Genomic DNA, 20556 nt, shown 5'->3' with positions numbered 1-20556 from the left:
TACTTAAAACTATACGCGATTTCATAGCATGCTCGCTAGTGTTAAAGGCATATAGTTTTATTAAATTGAGAAAGCTACATCGTTCGACGAATTAAAGTAACACTCGATAATTTAAGCAAGCGCCAACAACTGAGCATACCAATTGTGCCAACAAAAAATGCCCCTGCGCCAATGCCTAATAACCAATATTGAAAGTGAAAACTGCCTGGCATGTTAAATACTTGGCTTTGTAGAATATAAACCGCTATTTCCATCCCAATACTCGCCATTAATCCAGCAATTGCGCCTAATGCGACAAATTCATATAATACGCTATTACGCAGTAGGCTGCCTTTAGCCCCTAAGGTTCTTAATATCGCCAGTTCACGCTCGCGTTCTTCCATACTGGCTTGTACTTGCGCTATCAACACTAAACTGCCCGCGAGTACTACCAAAATCAAGATCAACTGAATCGCAACCGTTACTTGTTCAATAATGCTATTGAGTTGCGCCATAATAGCGGCAAAGTCCATCACAGTAATGGTAGGAAAGTTTGCCAAAAAGCGATATACCAAATCACGGTCTTTATCAAGAATTGACCAAGCAGAAATCGATGTCGTTGGAAATTGCTCGAGCACACTTTGATTAAAAACCATAATGAAGTTCAACTGGCGACTTTGCCAGTTCACTTTACGAATGCTGGTTACTGGCACCGTAAACTCATCAGAGCCTAGAGTGAAGGTTAAGTCATCACCTAGTTCAACCTCCAAGCGTTCTGCTATGTTACTTTCAATTGATACTTGGGGTTTTTCATCGCCAACTTGCCACCATTGGCCAGCAATAATTTCATTTTCCTCGGGTAATTCAGTACGCCACGTTAAGCCAAGTTCACGGCCCATACCTTGCCGGCTCTTTTTCTGCTCAGTTTTCTTGGTTTCTTGCTTTGCCTGGTTGCCAGATTTTTCATCGCTTTGCGCTGGTTTATCGTGGTCATCTTCATCGACGGTTTTTATACCATTTATTGCCGATAAGCGACCACGATAAACATGATAGAACCCTTGATTAGCAATGTTATTTTCTTCAGCAAAAGTTTTTAAAGGATCAATTTGATTTTGGGTGATATTGATCAAGTAATGATTCGGCGTATCTTCAGGGAATTGCTGTTCCCATTCCGATAATATTGAACTTTTCATTACCGTGATCAGTAACAAAAGCTTTATTGCGATAGTAAAACTGACCAGTTGTACGCTATTTTCACTGGCGCGGCGCTTTAAGTTTGCTAATGCTAAATGCCAAGACTTTCCAGCCTTAGTACCCACACTGCGCCCGGCACTCATTAATCCTCGACCAAGTAACAATAAAATGAAAGAGACAACAACGCCGCCCAATAACAAAGCAGCACTCATCACTAAATCTTGGCTGAAAATAAACAGTAATAAAAATAACGCTAATATTGGTGGTAATTGATGCAAACCAAAGCGCGCCACTTTGTCTTGGCTAAAGCCGCGAATAACATTTAATGGTGAGCTTTTTACTAAGGTCATAATCGGGTGAATAGCAAACGCAATCGCACACAATAAACCGGTAAATATCGCGGTTAAAAATGGCACAAAGGTCAGCGGCGCATCAGCCAACGATAAATAGCTCGCAATGGCGTTAACACCGAGCAACAATAAACCGTAGCCCACCACTAAACCTGTTGCGATACTTAAACAACTCAGTAAGGTCCAGTGCAAACAATAAAGTTTTCTGACATGTGAAATTGACGCCCCCAACGCTTTAAATATTGAAACAGTAGACTGATGGCGCTGCCCATAACGTCGACTTGCTACAGCCACGGCAACCGCGGCTAATACAATACCTAACATACTGGCGAGCGAAAGAAACTTTTCTGCAGTGTCTAATATTCTTGATAAACGATTTTGTGCTGCCTTAGCATCATACCAACGTTGTGATTCATTAATTTGAGGTTTTATCCACGTTTCAAAGGTTTCAATAGCGTCGGTTTCACCGGCAAATAAATACTTGTAGGTTATGCGACTGCCAGGCTGAATAAGCTCAGTTTTTGGCATATCAGCAATATTTAAAATAACCGTTGGGCCGGCAATAAAAGCGCGATAAGAACGGTCAGGAATATCAGTAACAATTCCGGCAATCGTGAGTGGTGCAACACCAATTTCGATAATGTCACCAATATTAACGTCCAAGCGGCTTAGTACACTTGGTTCAACCCAAACGCTGCCTTGCTTAGGGGCATTAACCACCATACTTTCGCTTTGTGTTAGCGAGGTTTTAATTCGCAGTTCGCCTCGCAAAGGATAGGTTTCAGATACCGCATCGAGCTCGCTAAGTAACATATTGTCGCCAGCAAATGCCATTGATTCAGTCTCAATTTTTCGTGCAGACTTTAGCGCTAATGACTGGCTTTTCTCAATAATACTAAGATCAACTTCTGACGACATGCGCAATACACGATCGGCACCTATAGTATTAGTACTATTGGCGACTATGGCATGCTTAATTTGCCCTGAGAATCCCGTCAGTGAAAACACCGTAGCAACGGCAAGCACAATAGCGAGAAATATAATGGTGAGTTCGCCCCGGCGAAGTTCATGATGCAACAAACGCAGTGATTGCGTGAACCACATTGTTGAGGCTTTTTGATTAGCACTACTCATCATTTAACCTACCTGTGGAGTAGTGGCTTGTGCCGCTGAGTTTTGAGTTTCAACATCATGATGCTGTGTTTTTGTACTCTCAACGTTACTTGTTTTCGCATTGTTTGATACTTGTTCAACAGTCGGCTCTGTTAGCACCCCACTGTCCATTTCAACCTGACGCTGACACCGTGCTGCTAATTTAGCATCATGAGTAACTAGCACTAACGTAGTGCCTTCTTTAGCATTTAAATCAAATATTAAGTCGGTAATATGTTGGCCCGTTTTACTGTCCAGGTTACCTGTTGGTTCATCCGCAAATAAAATGTCTGGTTTAGCGATAAATGCCCGCGCAATAGCTACCCGTTGCTGTTCGCCACCAGAAAGCTGAGAAGGATAATGGTCAAGCCTGTCAGCTAAGCCCACTTGTTCAAGTAAAGCTTCGCCACGCGCTCGAGCATCGGTTAAGTTTGCTAACTCTGCCGGCAACATCACATTTTCGAGTGCGGTTAAGCTGTTAATTAATAAAAATTGTTGAAAAATAAAACCCACATGTTGCGCACGAACTTGACTACGTTGCTCTTCATTAAACTGGTGTAGTGGCTTGTTTTTAAGATACACTTGTCCGGAACTTGGTAAATCTAAACCAGCTAAAATCGATAATAGCGTCGTTTTACCTGAGCCAGATGAACCCACAACGGCAATTGACTCGCCCGCCGCAACGGTTAAATTGAGTGGTTGAAGCAAAACTAGCGTTTTATCTTCAACTTGTACTGATTTAGTTAGGTCTTTAACGCTTAGAATATTCTCGGAATTTACATGCATGAAAAATTATCCACTTTTTATATTATTTATTAACTTACTTTTTATCACTACAGCGAACGCAGCTGCACAAGAGAAACAGATCAATACGGTTGATAACAGCATTAGTATCACACCAGCCAGCAATATTTTACTATTAGGTGATAGTATCAGCGCAAGTTACGGGATGAAACCCACTCAAGGTTGGGTACATTTACTCAATAAAAAGCTTAGCGAGCAAAAGCAACCTTACACAATAATAAATGCCAGTGTTAGTGGTGAAACGACGAGTGGCGGATTATCTCGGCTGGCGGGCATTTTAGCGAATGAAAAAGTTGACCATTTGTTAATTGAGTTAGGCGGTAATGACGGTTTACGAGGCTATTCTCCTAAATTGATAAAAAATAATTTGTTACAAATGGTTAAACTCGCGCAAGATAAAAACATAAAAGTTTCAATGATTAAGATAAAAATAACGCCAAATTACGGACCAAGATATAATAAAATGTTTGAACAAGCTTTTGAAGATGTCGCCAGTGCCAGCAATATCAACTTACTGCCCTTCTTTATGGAAGCCGTTGCAACGGATAAAGCACTTATGCAAGCAGACGGCATTCACCCTAATGCACAAGCACAACCGATAATCGCTGATTATGTAGAACAGCAGCTGAAAAATTTAATGACAATGGAGCCTTAATTTAAAATGGAATTTATCTGGATTGGTTTTGCTTTTATTTGTGGGTTAGTAATTAAAATGGTGGCTTTACCACCGTCAATTGGTTATTTAGCTGCAGGGTTCATTCTGCTCTTTCTAGGTTATGAAGCTGATAGCATGGTTAACGTATTAGCTGATATTGGCATTACATTGATGCTATTTACCATAGGGCTAAAGCTAAATATAAAAGACTTACTAAAAGCAGAAGTTTGGTTTGGTAGCTTAAGCCATAGTGTTTTATGGTTATTCATTGGCCTCGTACTATTAAAAGGCATCGCGCTTATAACTATTCCGTTTGTTAGTGGTTTAAGTATCACCACATCAGCATTAATAGTGTTTGCTTTAAGCTTTAGTAGCACAGTTTGTGTTGTTAAACTGATGGAAGAGCACGGTGAGATGCGCACACGCCATGGTAAACTTGCGATTGGCATATTGGTGATGCAAGACGTTATTGCGGTATTATTTTTAGTGGTTGCTACGGGCAAAATACCTAGCCCATGGGCTGGCTTGTTATTGCTTTTCATCCCATTAAAACCTTTTATTGGCAAAGCCATTAATAAAGCAGGCCATGGCGAGCTTATTCCATTAATGGGTTTTTTTATTGCGTTTGGTGCCTATGAGTTATTCGAATTAGTTCATGTTAAAGGTGACTTAGGCGCGCTTTTAGCTGGCATGTATTTAGCTTCACATAGTAAAGCGAGCGAAATAACAAAATCATTACTTAGTTTTAAAGATTTATTCTTAATTGGTTTTTTCTTATCAATAGGTTTTACCGCCCTGCCTACACTTGAAATGCTAGCTATAGCCTCAGTATTAACCTTATTACTACCGGTTAAATTTCTGCTATTTTTCTTTATTCTGGTCAAGCTTAACCTACGTGGACGAACGGCATTTTTATCAGCGTTAGCCTTAAGTAACTTTAGCGAATTTGGTCTTATTATTGCTGCGCTCAGTACTAAAGCAGGTTGGCTATCTTCTGAGTGGTTGGTCATATTGTCATTAGCGGTTGCGCTATCTTTTATTATCACTAATGTACTTTATAACTTTGCCCATGATTACTTTGCTAGTAATAAAGAAAAATTTAAGCGCTTCGAAAGTAAAAAGCGTTTAAGCGAAGATGATTTTGTTCAGCCATGCGAAGCACCTATCGCTATTATTGGCATGGGCCGTGTTGGCATCGGCGCTTACAAGGCTTTAAATGCTCAGGTTGGTAATCAAGTTTGGGGCTTAGACACTGATAAAGACAAAGTAAAATGGTTAAATGAACAAGGTATTCAAACCTATTGTGGCGATGCTGAAGATGCTGACTTTTGGGAAAGGATTGATCTTAGCAAAGTAGAACTAATACTTTTAGCACTGCCTTCGGTACTCGATATGAAGAATATTACGAGGCAAATAAAACGTACGAATTATCAAGGTAAGATAGCCGCTATTGCGCGCTATGATGACGAACGGTTAACGCTTGAAAGCTTCGGTGTAGATAAAGTGTTTAACTTTTATAACGAAGCTGGCGTTGGATTTGCTGAAGAAAGTATGAGCCTATTAAAAAAGAACTAAATCTACAATATCTGCTTTGCCTGCAGATTCATATGTTTATGTCTGGAACCACAAACATCTACAATCTATCCCAATAGCCTTTTTACTTCTCTTGCGGTTCTCCTTCCTTTCTCCCTGTGAATTATTTTATTATTTTACAGGGAGGAAATAATGAGAAAGGAATAAGTATTGACTGAAAAATATTTAGTTCGGTTGTATTCAGAATAAGCAAGTGGTCACTTACCTCATTTAATTGGTATTGAGATGAATAGTAAAGACTTAAACTCATAACGTTTTCACCAACCACTTGATATTGAACAGCTAATAAATTTTAGGCATAAAAAAACCGACATAAGTCGGTTTTTTTATTTCACTTTTAAGCACTTTTTATTTGACTAAAAGTAAAATAATTAGTGGCATCCCTAAGGGGATTCGAACCCCTGTTACCGCCGTGAAAGGGCGGTGTCCTAGGCCTCTAGACGATAGGGACACTAAAACAATATGATAATAGTTAATTAACTACTTCATGTTTTGTATCTGATTGTTAAATATTATAAAAACATTTATCAATCTAAGTTAATGGTGGCATCCCTAAGGGGATTCGAACCCCTGTTACCGCCGTGAAAGGGCGGTGTCCTAGGCCTCTAGACGATAGGGACACATTAATACCAAATAGAATACTTAACATAATGTAATTGTAAAAAGCTCTAGCCTAGTGAACTTATAATAACTTTATATATTCTATAGTATGTGTCAAAAAACACTTACCAATAAACTTGTCTAACTAAAAAATGAGTGGCATCCCTAAGGGGATTCGAACCCCTGTTACCGCCGTGAAAGGGCGGTGTCCTAGGCCTCTAGACGATAGGGACACATTATAAACTCGAAACACTTAGTATAATGAAACCGTAAAAAGCTCTAGCCTAGTGAACTTATGATTTACATTATATATTTCTTGTTTGTGTCAAAAAACACGAACTCATTTTCATTTTACTTCCGAAGAAGCTTCCGAAGAAGTGGCATCCCTAAGGGGATTCGAACCCCTGTTACCGCCGTGAAAGGGCGGTGTCCTAGGCCTCTAGACGATAGGGACACTAAAACGATAAAACAAAACTTAAAGCATTTTGTTTTTGTAATCCGACAACCTCGCGATATATCCAATTACATTATCTTTTTAACTATCTTTCATTAATGCTATCAGCACTAGTGAATAATATTGGTGGAGCTATGCGGGATCGAACCGCAGACCTCTTCGCTGCCAGCGAAGCGCTCTCCCAGCTGAGCTATAGCCCCACATAGAAATAAAATAAGTGGCCTAATACTTACCCTAATTCTCTCTCAACAAATAATCGAGTTACTCGTTGAAAGCGAGGCGCATTCTAAGCAGCGACCAAGATACTGTCAACCCTTATTTTAGATATTAGGCCATTTTTTTGAAAGATTTTATCTAACTGTTTACTAATAGTACAAGTTGACTAAATTTTGCCTTATCAACTATATATAATACCTAGGATGCTTTGATTAGCTGGTAATGAAGTAACAGTTCTATTAGTAATAATACCCTAGAATAAAAAAAGCTTAAAATGTTGCTTTATCTGGCTAACGACACCATAAACTATGGCTAGTTGCTTTATTTTTAGTTAATAAAACGTTATGGTAAATAATCAATTGAAAAAAATAATAGTTATATGCAGCTAAAAGAGCTCAATGTTGTTGCCATTGGCGGTGGTCACGGTCTAGGACGTGTACTTTCTACCCTCTCCTTTTTAGGAAACCAGCTTACTGGTATTGTAACTACAACTGACAATGGTGGTTCTACTGGCCGTTTAAGAAAACGCAGTAGTTCAATTGCTTGGGGTGACTTACGTAATTGCCTTACCCAATTAGTTGATGAAAAGTCAGTTGGCAGCCAACTATTCGATTTTCGTTTTGATGGTGAAGACGAACTTGGTGGTCATAATCTCGGTAATTTAATTTTATACGGCCTAGGACAAATACATTCACGTCCGCTCGATTCTATAAAACTTGTCCGTCGATTATTAAGAGTTAAAACACCGGTATTACCTATGTCTGAAACACCAACAGATTTGATGGCATTTTACCCTGAGGGCCTATGTCGTGTTGGTGAGTTATCTGTTGATAAAATGTCGATGATGCCTAAAAGCTTAATGCTAGCCCCTTTAGTTAAAACGCTACCAAGCTGTGTTGAAGCAATATTGAAAGCCGACTTAATTATTTTGGGCCCAGGCAGCTTTCTAACCAGTGTTATTCCACCGTTGCTCGTCCGTGATATTAGTAATGCGTTAAACCAAACCAATGCTCATCGCGTGTTTATTGATAATATTATTGCTGAAGATAGTCCTGCTGCGGCTTTAACATTAGATGAAAAGTTAGCTTGGATTGAAGAAAACGTCGGATGTCTGCCGATTGATAGCGCGATATGTCACGATGCGAACGTCACCTCAACACTTATAGATGTTTGCCATCATGAGTTAAGTAGTGACACTGTTAGTCATTATCATAGCCGCGACAAATTAATTTCTGCCTTGAATGTTTGTATTTCAAAAGTAAGTAACAACATTGAATCAGTGCGAAAAGCTTCGGTGAATGCTGACTAAGGGCTATTTTATCGACTCAGAGCTCAAAGCTTAATATGTAGTTAGCAACAAATTTTAAAAAATTTCAGGATAAGACAGTAATTAAAACTAAAAAGCCAACGATTATCTCGTTGGCTTTTTATTAGCAGTAAAGTTTTTTTAAAGCTTTACTATTTATGACTCTCATCTTGGCTAATGCGACTAGCAACAGCCCCCATTTGGCCTTTATACTTTGCATCTTCACGCTTGTTATAAGGGCGATCGGCGCTTGAAGACATAGTTTCAAAATTAAGCGCGGCTATTTTCATTTTTGGGCGCAATGCCAAGGGTAATTTACCGCTGTTATAAAACTCCAACACTATTTGACCTGACCAACCAGGGTCAATTCTATGAGCTGTAACGTGCACCATTAAGCCTAAACGCGCTAACGATGAACGGCCATCTAACCAACCGACAATATTATCAGGTAAGGTTACTGATTCTAAAGTAACCGCTAATGCTAACTCACCTGGGTGAAGAAAAAACGCTTGGCCGTCTGGAATATAAATTTCATCACTCATCACAGAGTTCATCGCATTTTGCATTTCTTCTTTTGGCCCACTTAAGTCGATATAAGGCGCGGTATGATCTTGAAATACGCGAAACTCATTGCCCAACCGAATATCAACACTGACACCAGAAATCATACTACTGTCTGGTGTTGGTGAGATCACTATCTGCCCTTTGCGAAGGCTTTCTTCTATATCTTTATCACTTAATCTCATGATTATTCTTCTTAGACTCAGTTGTTATACCAATCGAATTAATTCGATTGGTATTATTTCGACGAAAAGAACTTTGTATTCTTTTTTGCGTCTTAAAATTATATTGGCTTTATTTATTTTCTTTAACGACCACTTTAGCGGTTGTTGGGCTGCGCATATCTAATTGATAGTATAATTGTGCTGCGACATTACGCGCTATATTACGATACAGCAGCGCAACTTCTCCAGTGCTATTTTCATTTATTGCACAACTACCACTATCAGCGTCTTCTCGAATGCGGATATCTAGGGGTAATTGTCCGAGTAATTGTGTTTTTGCCGCTTCGGCAATGCGCTTGCCACCGCCCTCACCAAATAAGTGCGACTGATGACCACAGTTTTCACACTGGTGATAACTCATATTCTCAATAATACCCAGCACAGGCAACTTTACTTGCTCAAACATCGCCATACCTTTAATGGCATCAGCTAAGGCAATGTCTTGCGGTGTGGTGATCACCACGGCCCCTGCAACCGGCACTTGTTGTGCTAAGGTTAACTGAATATCGCCCGTACCCGGCGGCATATCGATAATAAGGTAATCTAAATCAGGCCAGTCAGTTTCATTGAGTAATTGCGAAAAAGCACGGCTGGCCATTGGGCCTCGCCATACCGTTGCATTGGCATCATCGACTAAAAAGCCAATTGACATAGCACTTAAACCATTTGCCTCAAGCGGTGTGATCAACTTACCGTCATTTGAGCTCGGTTTCGCGCCCTTAAGACCCAGCATAGTCGGTACAGAAGGGCCGTAAATGTCTGCATCTAAAATACCCACGTTACAACCTTCTGCAATTAGGCCATACGCTAAGTTAACTGCGGTAGTTGATTTGCCAACACCGCCTTTACCCGAAGCAACTGCAATAATATTTTTTATGCCTTTAATCTTGTGCTCTCTAACGGGCTGTACTTTATATTCAACATCAAAATTAACCGGTTGTTGCACTAACTCTGATAATTGCTCTGCAATATTATGTAATTGCCCATCACAGGGAAAAGGAAGTACCATCTTGATCAGGATGTTTTTTTTGGTCATCACCATGGTAACAGCCTGAGCAATAACCAGCAGCCCTTGAGGAAAAATATCTGAGCGATAAGCGTCTAAAAAAGCATTAATCGCTTTTTGGCTTTCGACACTGACTTCATTTTTAGAAAAGAAATTTGATAACATGATTAAAACGCGCTTTTATCTAGCCTTTATTGACATAAAGACGATAATTCTTAATGAAAAGTAACGACAAATTCTGTACCATTCCCTGCATAATTACCACCAATAATATGTAAACTTTATATGTCTTTATCAAAGTCATCTGTGCAAGCTGCAGATAAGCGTAAAATTTTAGTCACTTGTGCCCTTCCTTATGCCAATGGTTCTATTCATTTAGGCCATTTATTAGAGCATATTCAAACTGATATTTGGGTTCGTTTTCAACGTATGCGTGGTCATGAAACTTACTTTGTTTGTGCTGACGATGCTCACGGCACGCCTATCATGTTAAAATCACAAGAACTTGGTATAACGCCTGAAGAATTAATAGCAGGTGTTCGTGAAGAGCATATGGCAGATTTCGCCGACTTTCATATCAGCTATGATAATTATCATTCAACGCACAGCGATGAAAACAAAGCTTTTGCTGAAGAGATTTATAACCGTTTACATGCGAATGGTCACATAAAAACCCGTACTATTTCACAGTTATATGACCCTGAAAAAGGCATGTTCTTACCGGATCGCTTTGTTAAAGGCACTTGTCCTAAATGTAAAAGTGAAGACCAAAACGGTGACAGTTGTGATAACTGTGGTGAAACCTATTCACCTATGGAAGTTTTAAATCCACGTTCAGTAGTTTCTGGCGCGACGCCAGTGCTGCGTGATTCAGAACATTACTTCTTTGACCTACCCGCTTTTGGCGACATGTTGCAAGAATGGACACGCAGTGGTGCACTTCAAGAAGAAATGGCCAATAAATTAGCTGAATGGTTTGAACAAGGCTTAAAGCAGTGGGATATCAGTCGTGATGCACCCTACTTTGGTTTTGAAATTCCTAATGCGCCCGGTAAATACTTCTATGTTTGGCTAGACGCCCCTATCGGTTACATGGGCAGTTTTAAAAACCTTTGTGACAAAACCGGTATCGACTTCGATGCTTTTTGGCAATTGGACTCAGAAGCTGAGCTTTACCACTTTATCGGTAAAGACATCATTTATTTTCATAGTCTATTCTGGCCAGCTATGCTTGAAGGCGCTGGTTATAGAAAACCTACATCTGTTTATGCGCACGGTTTTGTTACCGTTAATGGCGCAAAAATGTCTAAATCAAAAGGCACTTTTATTAAAGGCCGCACTTATTTAGATCATTTAAATCCTGAGTACCTGCGTTATTACTATGCGGCAAAACTGACAAATCGTATTGATGATTTAGACTTAAACCTTGAAGATTTTGCTCAACGGGTGAATTCAGATCTTGTTGGTAAAGTAGTTAATATCGCCTCACGTTGTGCCAGTTTTATTACTAAACGTTTCGACGGCATGCTTTCAACTAATATTGATAATCAAGCCTTAGCTGACGAAGTTATGGTCGCTGGTGATAGTATTGCTGCCCATTACGAGTCGCGCGATTTTGCTCGTGGTATGCGAGAAATAATGGCACTGGCTGATAAAGTTAATGAATACATCGCTATTAAAGAACCATGGCAGTTAGTTAAAGACGAGACGAAACAGCAAGAAGTACAAGACATTTGTTCGCTTGGCATTAATATGTTCCGCACGTTAATGATTTACTTAAAGCCAGTACTACCGGTTTTAGCCGACAGCACAGCTGAATTCTTAAATGACGAACTTATTTGGGAAGGTCATAAAACCTTATTAACAGATCATAAAATCAACAAGTTCAAAGCATTATTACAGCGTGTTGATATGGATAAAGTTAATGCCATGACTGATGATTCAAAAGATAATTTAGCGGTAACATCTGATGAAGCTGATGCAAAAAAAGATAAAAAAGCGGATAAGAAGAAGTCTAAAAAATCTGAGCCTGTGAAAGAACTGACCGGTGAGCCATTACTAGATGATCCAATTTCGCCTGAAATTCAATTTGATGATTTTGCAAAAATAGACTTACGTATCGCAAAAATTGTTAATGCTGAGCATGTTGAAAAAGCCGATAAATTGCTGCGTTTAACGTTATCTCTTGATGACCAAGAAGGTGGTGAAACTCGCCAAGTATTCGCTGGTATCAAATCAGCTTATCAACCTGAAGATTTAATTGGCAAACTGACAGTTATGGTCGCTAACTTAGCGCCACGTAAAATGCGCTTTGGCATGTCTGAAGGCATGGTTTTAGCCGCAGGTCCTGGTGGCAAAGACTTGTGGATACTTAATCCGGATGATGGCGCTCAACCGGGTATGCGCGTTAAATAGTCATTATCAACGAAGTACCTATAAATAACCGTAAGCATAACGGCAGTATTTAAGGCAGAATAAGAAATAAAGGCAAACCTTGAGCGTATACAAGGGTTTGCCTTTTTAATATCTTGTGTCGTATATTTCATATTCTCGATTTATTGAAATGTATAAACGCTGATGTGCACATTCAAATGTGCGAATTAATACGCACTAAAATTATTATTACCCAATATGACAACATTTAAGCTCAGCAAAATTCCAACATCTACCCGTATTATCATTGCCATGGCCATGGGGCTTTTGATTGGTAGCTTTTCCAACACCTTATATTCAACGGTAAACCACCTTGCCGACGCTTTTGTGATGCTACTACAAATGACAGCGCTACCTTATATTTCTCTGTCACTTATGGTGGGTATTGGCGGTTTGTCTGCCAGCAAAGCTAAATCTGCACTTAAGAGCAGCATACTGCTGGTCATATTGCTAATTGCTCTGATGTTATGTTTTATATTGATGGCACCGTTATCATTTCCAAATTGGCAAACCGCTGAGTTTTACAGTGCCAATACCATCAAAGTTAGCCAAGAATTTAATATTATTGAATTATTTATTCCGTCGAATCCTTTTAATGCCTTCGCAAATGCCGTGATCCCTTCCGTAGTGTTTTTTAGCGTATTTATTGGCGTTGGCTTAATGCCGATTAAAAATAAGCGTCAGACGCTAGCCGTGCTAAGCAACTTAAAACAATCGGTGAGCAATATAAGTCACTTAGTTATGCGCTTTGCTCCTGTTGGCATTTTTTGTATCGGTTGGCGAGCCGCATCAACCCTTGATGCCTCTCAACTCGATGGTTTAATGATTTATGTTGCCAGTGCCTTAGTGTTGACACTTTTACTGGCTTTTGTGGTATTTCCGGCGCTATTAGCAACCGTTACACCTTTTGGCTATCGAGCAATTTTAAAAGCCTCAAGAGAAGCTATGATCACAGCATTTGCTACTGGCAGTTTTTTTGTCGTTATTCCGATTATTGTTGAAAAAACTAAACAGTTAATTGCCACCCAATATCCTGACACCGAAAATGCCGATAAAGTTTCTGATGTTATTGTCCCTATTAGTTACAGTTTACCGGTTGGTGGTAAATTGCTTTCCCTGCTTTTTGTGTTGTTTGCCGCATGGTTCTCAGGTGCCTACATAAGCTTTGAAGATTATGTGAAATTGGTGGTAATAGGTATTCCACAATTGTTTGGTACTAGCACTTTGGCGATGCAAAACCTATTAGAGATATTTAACGTTTCACATACCATGTTTGATTTTTTTCTTGTTTCTGAAAACTTAGTTGTTGGTCGTTTATCGGCATTACTTTCAGTAACTTTCGCCAGTTGCTTACCTTTACTTGTTGCAACCAGCATGGCTAAGGCTTTTACCCTAAAGAAAAAAGCACTGATTAAATACTTACTCATTATTCCTGCATTGTCTGTTTTATCCTTTATCAGCTTAAAGTATGCTTTTAGCTCAATAAGTTATCAGTACGAAGGCTATGTTAAGTTTATTGAACGCGACTTTTTGATGGATAATGTCAACAGTAAATATTTAGATAAAGCACTGGATAATAGCGAAACTGTAAAGCCTTCTATTGGTGTGTTAACTCGCATCAAACAGCGGGGTTTTATCCGTGTAGGATATTTTCGTGACGATTTACCTTATTCATTTCACAACAATAAAGGCAAACTTGTTGGCTTCGATATTGAAATAATGAACCAACTCGCCATTGATCTTAATGTCGGTATTGAGTTCGTTAAAATATTTCGCAACCAAGCAAGGGCGTTATTAGCATCAGGTTATCTAGACATCACTACAGGTGTGCCCGTTATTCCAGATAACATGACTAAATTCACCTTAACAATGCCTTACAGCTCACAAAATTTGGCGATTATCGTTAAAGATAAAAGACGCGCAGAATTTACCCAATGGGATAATATTTTACAACGAGATGATCTTATTTTAGGTATTCCTGAAAGTTTTTATTATGAAAAAGGCATCGCTAGAACCTTTACCCACGGCAAAGCCTGGGAGATATCGACTCCCCGATTATTCTTTAAAGCTGAATTTGCTCATATTGACGCCATGCTTTTTGGTGCAGCAGCGTCATCTGCCTGGACGCTATTAAACCCAAGCTATACAGTAGTGGTGCCTAAACCTGAATTAGCGCCACTTTTTATGGCCTTCCCGATTAATAAAAATGATCATAGCTTTGAGTTATTTATGCGCAATTGGATCACAATGAAACAACAAAGTAAAACCATCGATAAACTGTTTAACTATTGGATTAAAGGCGATAGTAGTTTGGCAAAACAGAAGCAGTAAAAAGATATATTCCATAAAGATCAGATGATAATGAGTTTATAAAAATGATTAAAAATTTCAAAGCAACCTCAGCAGCAACTAAACGCAATGCAAAGATTTTATTGCTTACGTCATTATTCTTTAGTGGCTGTGCAAAAATAAATGACATATCAACAAACTTAGACCGTGAAAATTTTAAAAATTATTTTTCGCCGACCAAAGTAAAAATTGTCACAAGTGAAAAAGACTTCGTCGGTAAATATAAGTTTCTAGGTTTGGTTGAAGGCGAGTCTTGCCAAGAGAAGGCACATCATGCTGCGCCCAATGAAATTGATGCTCGCACCGAAGCACGAGGCAAAGCCTATAAACTTGAAGCCAATGCCATCATTTTTAGTCAATGTGTCATGATAGAAGAAGATAAAGCCTCGAAATATTGTGTAGCATCTACCGTTTGCTATGGTCGAGCTTATAAGGTTGAGCAAGTCAAAAAATGACCGACAGCGTTAACTTAAATGTCATTGGCACTATCGACTCTCCCTACAAGGAAAAGTTTGCTATACCTAGGCAACCCGGTATTGTTACCGCCGCTCAAGGACAATTGCGTCTGACTGGCTCAGCCAATAATGCTGAGTTAGTCAGAGGCTTAGAACAATTTAGTCATATTTGGTTATTGTTTGTTTTTCATGGCACACAAGCACAAGGCTGGAAACCACTGGTACGCCCACCACGTTTAGGCGGTAATAAAAAACTCGGCGTATTTGCCACCCGCTCTACGTTTAGGCCTAATCCTATAGGTATGTCAGTGGTTAAACTTGACCGAATAGAGCAAGGTTTTACAGCACAAGACAATGCAGGACAGAGGGCTTCGCAGGTGATTTTGCATATAAGTGAATTAGATTTACTTGATGGTACGCCGATTATCGATATAAAACCTTACGTGCCTTATGCTGATATTATCGAAAATGCCCATGGCGGCTATGCACAAGAACAGCCGAACAACAATATTAAAGTGATATTCTCCAGCGCCGCACTAGTTACCTTAGATAACAATAGCGAGCATTACCCAAGACTACAAAACCTCGTCGAACAAGTGTTAAACCAAGATCCTCGCCCAGCCTATAAACAAAACAAAGCTGACGATAAAATTTACGGCATGACTTTGTATGATTTTAATATTAATTGGCAAATGACAGATATATCAACATTGCACGTTATAGCTATCGAAGAGATCAGCAGTAATGCTGTTTAATGCTGTTTAATGCTGTTTAATGCTGAAATTTACAAGCGCTGTCCGAATACCGCGACTATCCATCAGTTAACTATATAAACTAATGGTAAGAATAATAATTTTTAACTAAGGATAATTGTTGAAGATACCAGACACTCAACAACATACAGCCAGTATTGAACTACTATTATTAGCCGCCATTTGGGGTGCGTCATTTATGTTCATGCGGGTCGGCGCACCAGAGTTTGGTCCAATAGTTTTTACCACATTACGCACAGGTATAGCGGCTATCTTTTTGATCATGTGTTTAGTTTTATTCAAAGAAACTAAAGCTCTAAAAGGTCGGTGGCGAGATATTTTCGTGGTTGGGGCGTTAAATACCGCGATACCTTTTGCTTTGTTCAGCTTTGCGACATTAACACTAACGGCTGGAACAGCATCAGTATTGAACGCTACCGCCCCGATGTTTGGCGCAATAGTCGCCTATTTGTGGTTAAAAGATAAGTTAAGCCTAAGTGCCATATTTGGCTTATTTATTGGCTTTATCGGCGTGTATTTATTAGTCTCTGACAATCTACATTTTGGTATGGAGCTTACTGAAGAGTCAGTTAACAAAAATGCCTTACTGCCAACATTAGCAGCGATGTTAGCTGCACTTTGTTATGGTATTTCAGCAAATTATACTAAAAAATATCTCAGCACAATAAAGCCTTTAGCTTTAGCTGCTGGCAGCCAAATTGCCGCTACCGCTATGTTATTACCCTTAAGTTTATTTTTTATTCCTGAAACATTACCCAGCACAAATGCAATCTGGTCAGTAATATTGATTGGTGTTATCTGCACTGGCGTTGCCTATATATTATTTTTTCGACTTATCGCGCAGCTTGGTCCTGCAAAAGCGATTTCAGTGACCTATTTAATTCCTGCCTTTGGCATTCTTTGGGGCGCGTTATTTTTAGGTGAAACTATTAGCCTAATGATGGTTATTGGAGGCAGTGTGATACTGTTTGGCGTGGCATTAACAACTGGCGTTTTACAAAGGAAATAACGTAATATCGTTACTCTTGTGATCGCAGCATACTGCGCGTGAAGAGCATCCATGTGTTCGCAGCATACCGCTCGTCCTGAGCATAAAAAAGGCTGTTATAAAACAGCCTTCATTTAAACAATGTAATTTAATCGCTAATGCACTTATTTTTGCTTAACGACCTTGCCGTCTTTCATTACAAAATCAACGTCTAGCAGTTCATTAATATCGTTTAACGGGCTAGCATGCATAGCAATAATATCCGCCACTTTACCCACTTCTAATGTGCCTAAACTTTTTGACCTGCCAATTAAGTCAGCGCCGTTAATTGTCGCAGAAACTAAAATGTCTTGCGTGCTCATCCCAGCTTCAAACATTAATTGTGCTTCTCGCGCATTATAACCATGTTTTGAAACGCCACTGTCAGTACCGTAAGCTATTTTTACACCTGCTTTGTATGAGCGTTTAAAGTTTTCGATCATATCACCACCAACACGTATAGCTTTAGCGCGGATTGTAGGTGACATAAAGTCAGTAGTTTTGGCTAGGTTAACCACGGTATCGCCTGCCATTAATGTGGGTACTAAATAAGCACCACCTTTTTTGAATAGTTTAATGCTTTCTTTGTCGGCATAACTGCCATGTTCAATGCTGTCGACCCCTGCACGTAATGCCGCGTTAATGCCCGCAGCAGCATGTGCATGACTCGCCACTTTACGACCCAGTGCATGCGCAGTATCAACCACTTCTTTTAACTCATCATCTGCCATTTGCTGACCCGTGCCAGTATCTGTATCTGATAACACGCCACCCGTTGATGTGATTTTAATAACATCCGCACCAAATTTAATCGCATGACGAGTAGCTCGTCGACAATCATAAGGGCCATCACAAACCGTTTTTGCTGTATGTAGCTCCATTAAGTCAGGTGCCATGCCATCTACATCACCATGCCCACCAGTTACTGCGACACTACTACCAGCAGCAATAATTGTTGGCCCGGTTATCCAACCACGTTTTACAGCATCGCGTAGCGCAAATATCTGTTCAGCACTGCCTCCTAGGTCTCGCACGGTAGTAAAGCCAGCCATTAAGGTTTTATTAGCAAAATAGGCGCTTTTCATTAATACATCTGCGTCAGATAAATTAACCATTTCACTATCGTTGTTCGGCCCCAGTTCTCCTTGCAGGTGTACATGCATATCCATAAGGCCTGACATAACAAAACTTGAGGATAAATCAATTAATTTTGCATCTTTTGCAAAGCGGTTCAAATCAACAAAACCAGGTTTAAACTCAGTAATTTTACCATCGGTAATCACTAAAGTTTGTTGTTTAAGCGGTGTTTTTCCAGCGGTAACTAATAATTCACCGGCATGAATAACGGTAGTGGTCGCTAATGCTGACTGAGACAACGCGGCACTCACGATTAACGCTAGGGTTGTAATAGATGATTTCAATGTAAACATGTTCTGGACCTTATTGTTATTTTATGACCTGAATGTCTTAATAAATCGGACTAAATCGATTACTCACCATAACAGTATGTCAAAATAATAAAAATTGAATTCGATAAACGGAAAGTTTATTCAGTTCAATAACGGTTAACAGTCTTTAAGTTTCAAATATTAACAAACACCTTTGAGCTTTCACATCGACGTAAATGCATGTATTAATGCCGTGGAGCTATGTTCTACACGGAAGTAAGGTCATTAGTGAAATGCACGAGCAATTACCAAGAGAGCTAACAATGGCGATATGAACACGACATTGCCTGCATGGACGCAGGTACTTTGTTATTGTCTGGAATAAAAAAAACCAGCATTAAGCTGGTTTTTTGATTAACGAAAATTATTTTCGCTTAGTGGTGATGACCACCTGCACCATGAGCATGGCCGTGCTCAATTTCTTCAGCCGTTGCTTCTCGTACATCAGCAACCTCTAAATCGAAAGTCAGAACTTTGCCCGCTAGCGGCGGATTAATATCAACAGTAACCATAAATTTACCGGCTTTAACTACAGTCACTTGGCGTTGGCCACCATCAGTATTTACAGCGGCTGTCATGCCCGCTTTCCATTTAGCACTTGGCGTAGGTAAACCTTGCATGTGTTTTACTGGCACACGTTGAATAGCATCTTCTTGGCGCTCACCGTAAGCGTCTTCTGGTTGTAACGTTACTGAGAATTTATCACCCGTTTCTTTGCCTGTTAATGCGTTTTCTACGCCAACTAACATGTTTTTGAAACCGTGTAGGTAGGCTAAAGGATCGCCAGCATGAGAGTTTTCTATTTCAACACCCGCTTCATCTTTAAGTACATAGTGAAACTGAACAACGGTTTTATCGGTAATTTTCATATTATTTCCAAGCTAGTATTTAGTTTTAATGTGCCACATTTATATGGCAAAAAATTGTGCGTGAGTCTTTGCGCAAGAGTTTAGCAAAATAGTGATACCAATTGAATTAAGAATTGTTCTCATAGTGAGAATTAATGTCGTGTTAAGGTATAATTAACGCTAGAACTAGCTTTAGCGCTAAGCCCATAATAATAAAACCACTACACTCACAATAATTAACGACATACCAACATACTCTATGGCTGATATTTTTTCTTTAAAAATACGATAAGTGATAAACAAAGTAATAAAGAACTCAACTTGCCCTAATGCTTTAACATAAGCGACATTTTGAAAGCTCGCAGCGGTGAACCAACCTATTGAACCAACAACACTCGTGACACCTACAAATAAGCATAACCGCCATTGACTAAACATCGTAAGAAGCTGTCGCTTATCCTGACAATAAACATAAATAAAAGAAATTATCGACTGTACTGTGATCATAAAAGTTAAGGTAATCGCTGCACTTAGTAACAAGTCACTATTTAATGCTAAGCTCGATTGGCGTATAAGTAGTGTTGTTATGGCTAAACCTAAACCTGATGCTAAACCAAAGCCAGCTCCAGGATTTTGAAAGACATCTTTAAAAGTAAATTTCACTTTAGACACTAACAAAACACCCACCACACCAATAATTACTGAAAACCAACCCATCAGCGATAAACTGGCCGAAAATAACAAAGCGCCCACAACGGCTACTTGAATGGCTTCGGTTTTAGCTAAGCTCGTGGCAACAGCAAAATTGCGATATTTAAATGCCGCAACTAAACAAACCGTACCAATAATTTGCATAACACAAGCGATAAGCGCGTATTGTAAAAACTCATTATTTAATGGTGGCAGAGGCAATGCTCGGTAATCTAGTACCCACCATAAATATAGCCAAGCAAAAGGTAGCGCGTAAATATACCTAACACCAGTAGTTGCCATAGCATTGAGATGTTGAGTAAGCTGTTTTTGGCCAGCAGTACGAATGGCTTGCATAAAAGCAGCAAGTAAAGTGAAGTAAATCCAAAGTTCCAAGAAAAATCCAAGTATCAATACTTTATAAATACTATTGTATGGT

General features: G+C 39.4%; 15 protein-coding genes and 5 tRNA genes. 8 read left to right on the top strand and 12 right to left on the bottom strand.

Annotated features, from left to right (window positions below):
- Positions 1–74: 74 nt before the first annotated feature.
- Together H4J38_RS07185 and H4J38_RS07180 are read right to left on the bottom strand one after the other, a co-directional pair.
- Positions 75–2660, bottom strand: a complete 2586-nt coding sequence (locus H4J38_RS07185; protein ID WP_259365434.1) for an ABC transporter permease — start codon at positions 2658–2660, stop codon at positions 75–77.
- Complete coding sequence (locus H4J38_RS07180; RefSeq protein ID WP_182130944.1) at positions 2661–3461, bottom strand: ABC transporter ATP-binding protein; 801 nt, start codon at positions 3459–3461, stop codon at positions 2661–2663. It abuts the gene before it with no gap.
- Between H4J38_RS07180 and H4J38_RS07175 the strand changes: the two genes are divergently transcribed.
- Complete coding sequence (locus tag H4J38_RS07175; protein WP_182130942.1) at positions 3460–4134, top strand: arylesterase; 675 nt, start codon at positions 3460–3462, stop codon at positions 4132–4134. The two genes, H4J38_RS07180 and H4J38_RS07175, sit on opposite strands and share 2 nt — an antisense overlap.
- Before the next feature lie 6 nt (positions 4135–4140).
- Positions 4141–5709 (top strand): cation:proton antiporter family protein, encoded by a 1569-nt coding sequence (locus H4J38_RS07170; protein ID WP_182130940.1) that lies wholly within the window; start codon positions 4141–4143, stop codon positions 5707–5709.
- Between the two features lie 393 nt (positions 5710–6102).
- Here the strand turns inward: H4J38_RS07170 and H4J38_RS07165 are convergent.
- The 5 genes from H4J38_RS07165 to H4J38_RS07145 form a co-directional block, all read right to left on the bottom strand.
- Positions 6103–6178 (bottom strand) — tRNA-Glu (locus H4J38_RS07165).
- 93 nt (positions 6179–6271) lie between these two features.
- Positions 6272–6347: transfer RNA gene (locus tag H4J38_RS07160), tRNA-Glu, on the bottom strand.
- Positions 6348–6484: 137 nt separating this feature from the next.
- A tRNA-Glu gene (locus H4J38_RS07155) sits at positions 6485–6560 on the bottom strand.
- 145 nt (positions 6561–6705) lie between these two features.
- Positions 6706–6781, bottom strand: a tRNA-Glu gene (locus H4J38_RS07150).
- Positions 6782–6905: 124 nt separating this feature from the next.
- Positions 6906–6981, bottom strand: a tRNA-Ala gene (locus H4J38_RS07145).
- Between the two features lie 395 nt (positions 6982–7376).
- Between H4J38_RS07145 and yvcK the strand changes: the two genes are divergently transcribed.
- A complete protein-coding gene (yvcK, locus tag H4J38_RS07140; protein WP_182130938.1) occupies positions 7377–8306 on the top strand; it encodes a uridine diphosphate-N-acetylglucosamine-binding protein YvcK in 930 nt (309 codons plus the stop codon).
- A gap of 149 nt (positions 8307–8455) precedes the next feature.
- Here yvcK and dcd read toward each other — a convergent pair whose 3' ends face one another.
- Both dcd and apbC read right to left on the bottom strand, forming a co-directional pair.
- Entirely contained in the window at positions 8456–9049 is a 594-nt protein-coding gene (dcd, locus tag H4J38_RS07135) for a dCTP deaminase (RefSeq protein ID WP_182130936.1), read from the bottom strand.
- A 109-nt stretch (positions 9050–9158) separates the two neighbouring features.
- Positions 9159–10259: an iron-sulfur cluster carrier protein ApbC gene (apbC, locus tag H4J38_RS07130; protein ID WP_182130934.1), complete on the bottom strand. Its 1101-nt coding sequence runs from the start codon at positions 10257–10259 to the stop codon at positions 9159–9161.
- 120 nt (positions 10260–10379) lie between these two features.
- Between apbC and metG the strand changes: the two genes are divergently transcribed.
- The 5 genes from metG (at position 10380) to H4J38_RS07105 (ending at position 17113) form a co-directional block, all read left to right on the top strand.
- Positions 10380–12509 (top strand): methionine--tRNA ligase, encoded by a 2130-nt coding sequence (metG, locus tag H4J38_RS07125; RefSeq protein ID WP_182130932.1) that lies wholly within the window; start codon positions 10380–10382, stop codon positions 12507–12509.
- 216 nt (positions 12510–12725) lie between these two features.
- Entirely contained in the window at positions 12726–14858 is a 2133-nt protein-coding gene (locus H4J38_RS07120; RefSeq protein ID WP_182130930.1) for a cation:dicarboxylate symporter family transporter, read from the top strand.
- A 44-nt stretch (positions 14859–14902) separates the two neighbouring features.
- Positions 14903–15331, top strand: coding sequence for an Rcs stress response system protein RcsF (gene rcsF / locus H4J38_RS07115; protein ID WP_182130928.1), 429 nt, complete (start codon positions 14903–14905; stop codon positions 15329–15331).
- Positions 15328–16086 carry a tRNA (N6-threonylcarbamoyladenosine(37)-N6)-methyltransferase TrmO gene (tsaA, locus tag H4J38_RS07110; protein ID WP_182130926.1) on the top strand — a complete coding sequence of 253 codons (759 nt, stop codon included), beginning with the start codon at positions 15328–15330 and terminating at the stop codon, positions 16084–16086. The genes rcsF and tsaA overlap by 4 nt, the downstream gene beginning before the upstream one ends.
- A gap of 118 nt (positions 16087–16204) precedes the next feature.
- Entirely contained in the window at positions 16205–17113 is a 909-nt protein-coding gene (locus H4J38_RS07105) for a DMT family transporter (protein ID WP_259365433.1), read from the top strand.
- 143 nt (positions 17114–17256) lie between these two features.
- On the opposite strand, the gene H4J38_RS07100 is transcribed toward H4J38_RS07105, so the two are convergent.
- The 3 genes from H4J38_RS07100 to H4J38_RS07090 all read right to left on the bottom strand — a co-directional run bounded on the left by H4J38_RS07100 (position 17257) and on the right by H4J38_RS07090 (position 20513).
- Positions 17257–18561, bottom strand: a complete 1305-nt coding sequence (locus H4J38_RS07100; protein WP_182130924.1) for an amidohydrolase family protein — start codon at positions 18559–18561, stop codon at positions 17257–17259.
- 392 nt (positions 18562–18953) lie between these two features.
- Positions 18954–19448 (bottom strand): peptidylprolyl isomerase, encoded by a 495-nt coding sequence (locus tag H4J38_RS07095; protein ID WP_182130922.1) that lies wholly within the window; start codon positions 19446–19448, stop codon positions 18954–18956.
- Positions 19449–19625: 177 nt separating this feature from the next.
- Complete coding sequence (locus H4J38_RS07090; RefSeq protein ID WP_182130920.1) at positions 19626–20513, bottom strand: DMT family transporter; 888 nt, start codon at positions 20511–20513, stop codon at positions 19626–19628.
- Positions 20514–20556: the final 43 nt, after the last annotated feature.

This window comes from Colwellia sp. BRX10-3 (genome assembly GCF_014077505.1).
Taxonomy (GTDB): Bacteria; Pseudomonadota; Gammaproteobacteria; order Enterobacterales; family Alteromonadaceae; genus Cognaticolwellia.
The sequence above is the reverse complement of the archived record's forward strand: the minus strand, read 5'-3'. Positions and strand labels throughout refer to the sequence as shown.

Bases quoted from the DNA above. Each gene is read 5' to 3' on its own strand.
- H4J38_RS07170 (WP_182130940.1), top strand. From the start codon at position 4,141: ATGGAATTTATCTGGATTGGTTTTGCTTTTATTTGTGGGTTAGTAATT.
- rcsF (WP_182130928.1), top strand. From the start codon at position 14,903: ATGATTAAAAATTTCAAAGCAACCTCAGCAGCAACTAAACGCAATGCA.
- H4J38_RS07185 (WP_259365434.1), bottom strand. From the start codon at position 2,660: ATGATGAGTAGTGCTAATCAAAAAGCCTCAACAATGTGGTTCACGCAA.
- H4J38_RS07095 (WP_182130922.1), bottom strand. From the start codon at position 19,448: ATGAAAATTACCGATAAAACCGTTGTTCAGTTTCACTATGTACTTAAA.
- metG (WP_182130932.1), top strand. From the start codon at position 10,380: ATGTCTTTATCAAAGTCATCTGTGCAAGCTGCAGATAAGCGTAAAATT.
- H4J38_RS07180 (WP_182130944.1), bottom strand. From the start codon at position 3,461: ATGCATGTAAATTCCGAGAATATTCTAAGCGTTAAAGACCTAACTAAA.
- yvcK (WP_182130938.1), top strand. From the start codon at position 7,377: ATGCAGCTAAAAGAGCTCAATGTTGTTGCCATTGGCGGTGGTCACGGT.
- tsaA (WP_182130926.1), top strand. From the start codon at position 15,328: ATGACCGACAGCGTTAACTTAAATGTCATTGGCACTATCGACTCTCCC.
- apbC (WP_182130934.1), bottom strand. From the start codon at position 10,259: ATGTTATCAAATTTCTTTTCTAAAAATGAAGTCAGTGTCGAAAGCCAA.
- H4J38_RS07175 (WP_182130942.1), top strand. From the start codon at position 3,460: ATGAAAAATTATCCACTTTTTATATTATTTATTAACTTACTTTTTATC.
- dcd (WP_182130936.1), bottom strand. From the start codon at position 9,049: ATGAGATTAAGTGATAAAGATATAGAAGAAAGCCTTCGCAAAGGGCAG.
- H4J38_RS07100 (WP_182130924.1), bottom strand. From the start codon at position 18,561: ATGTTTACATTGAAATCATCTATTACAACCCTAGCGTTAATCGTGAGT.
- H4J38_RS07120 (WP_182130930.1), top strand. From the start codon at position 12,726: ATGACAACATTTAAGCTCAGCAAAATTCCAACATCTACCCGTATTATC.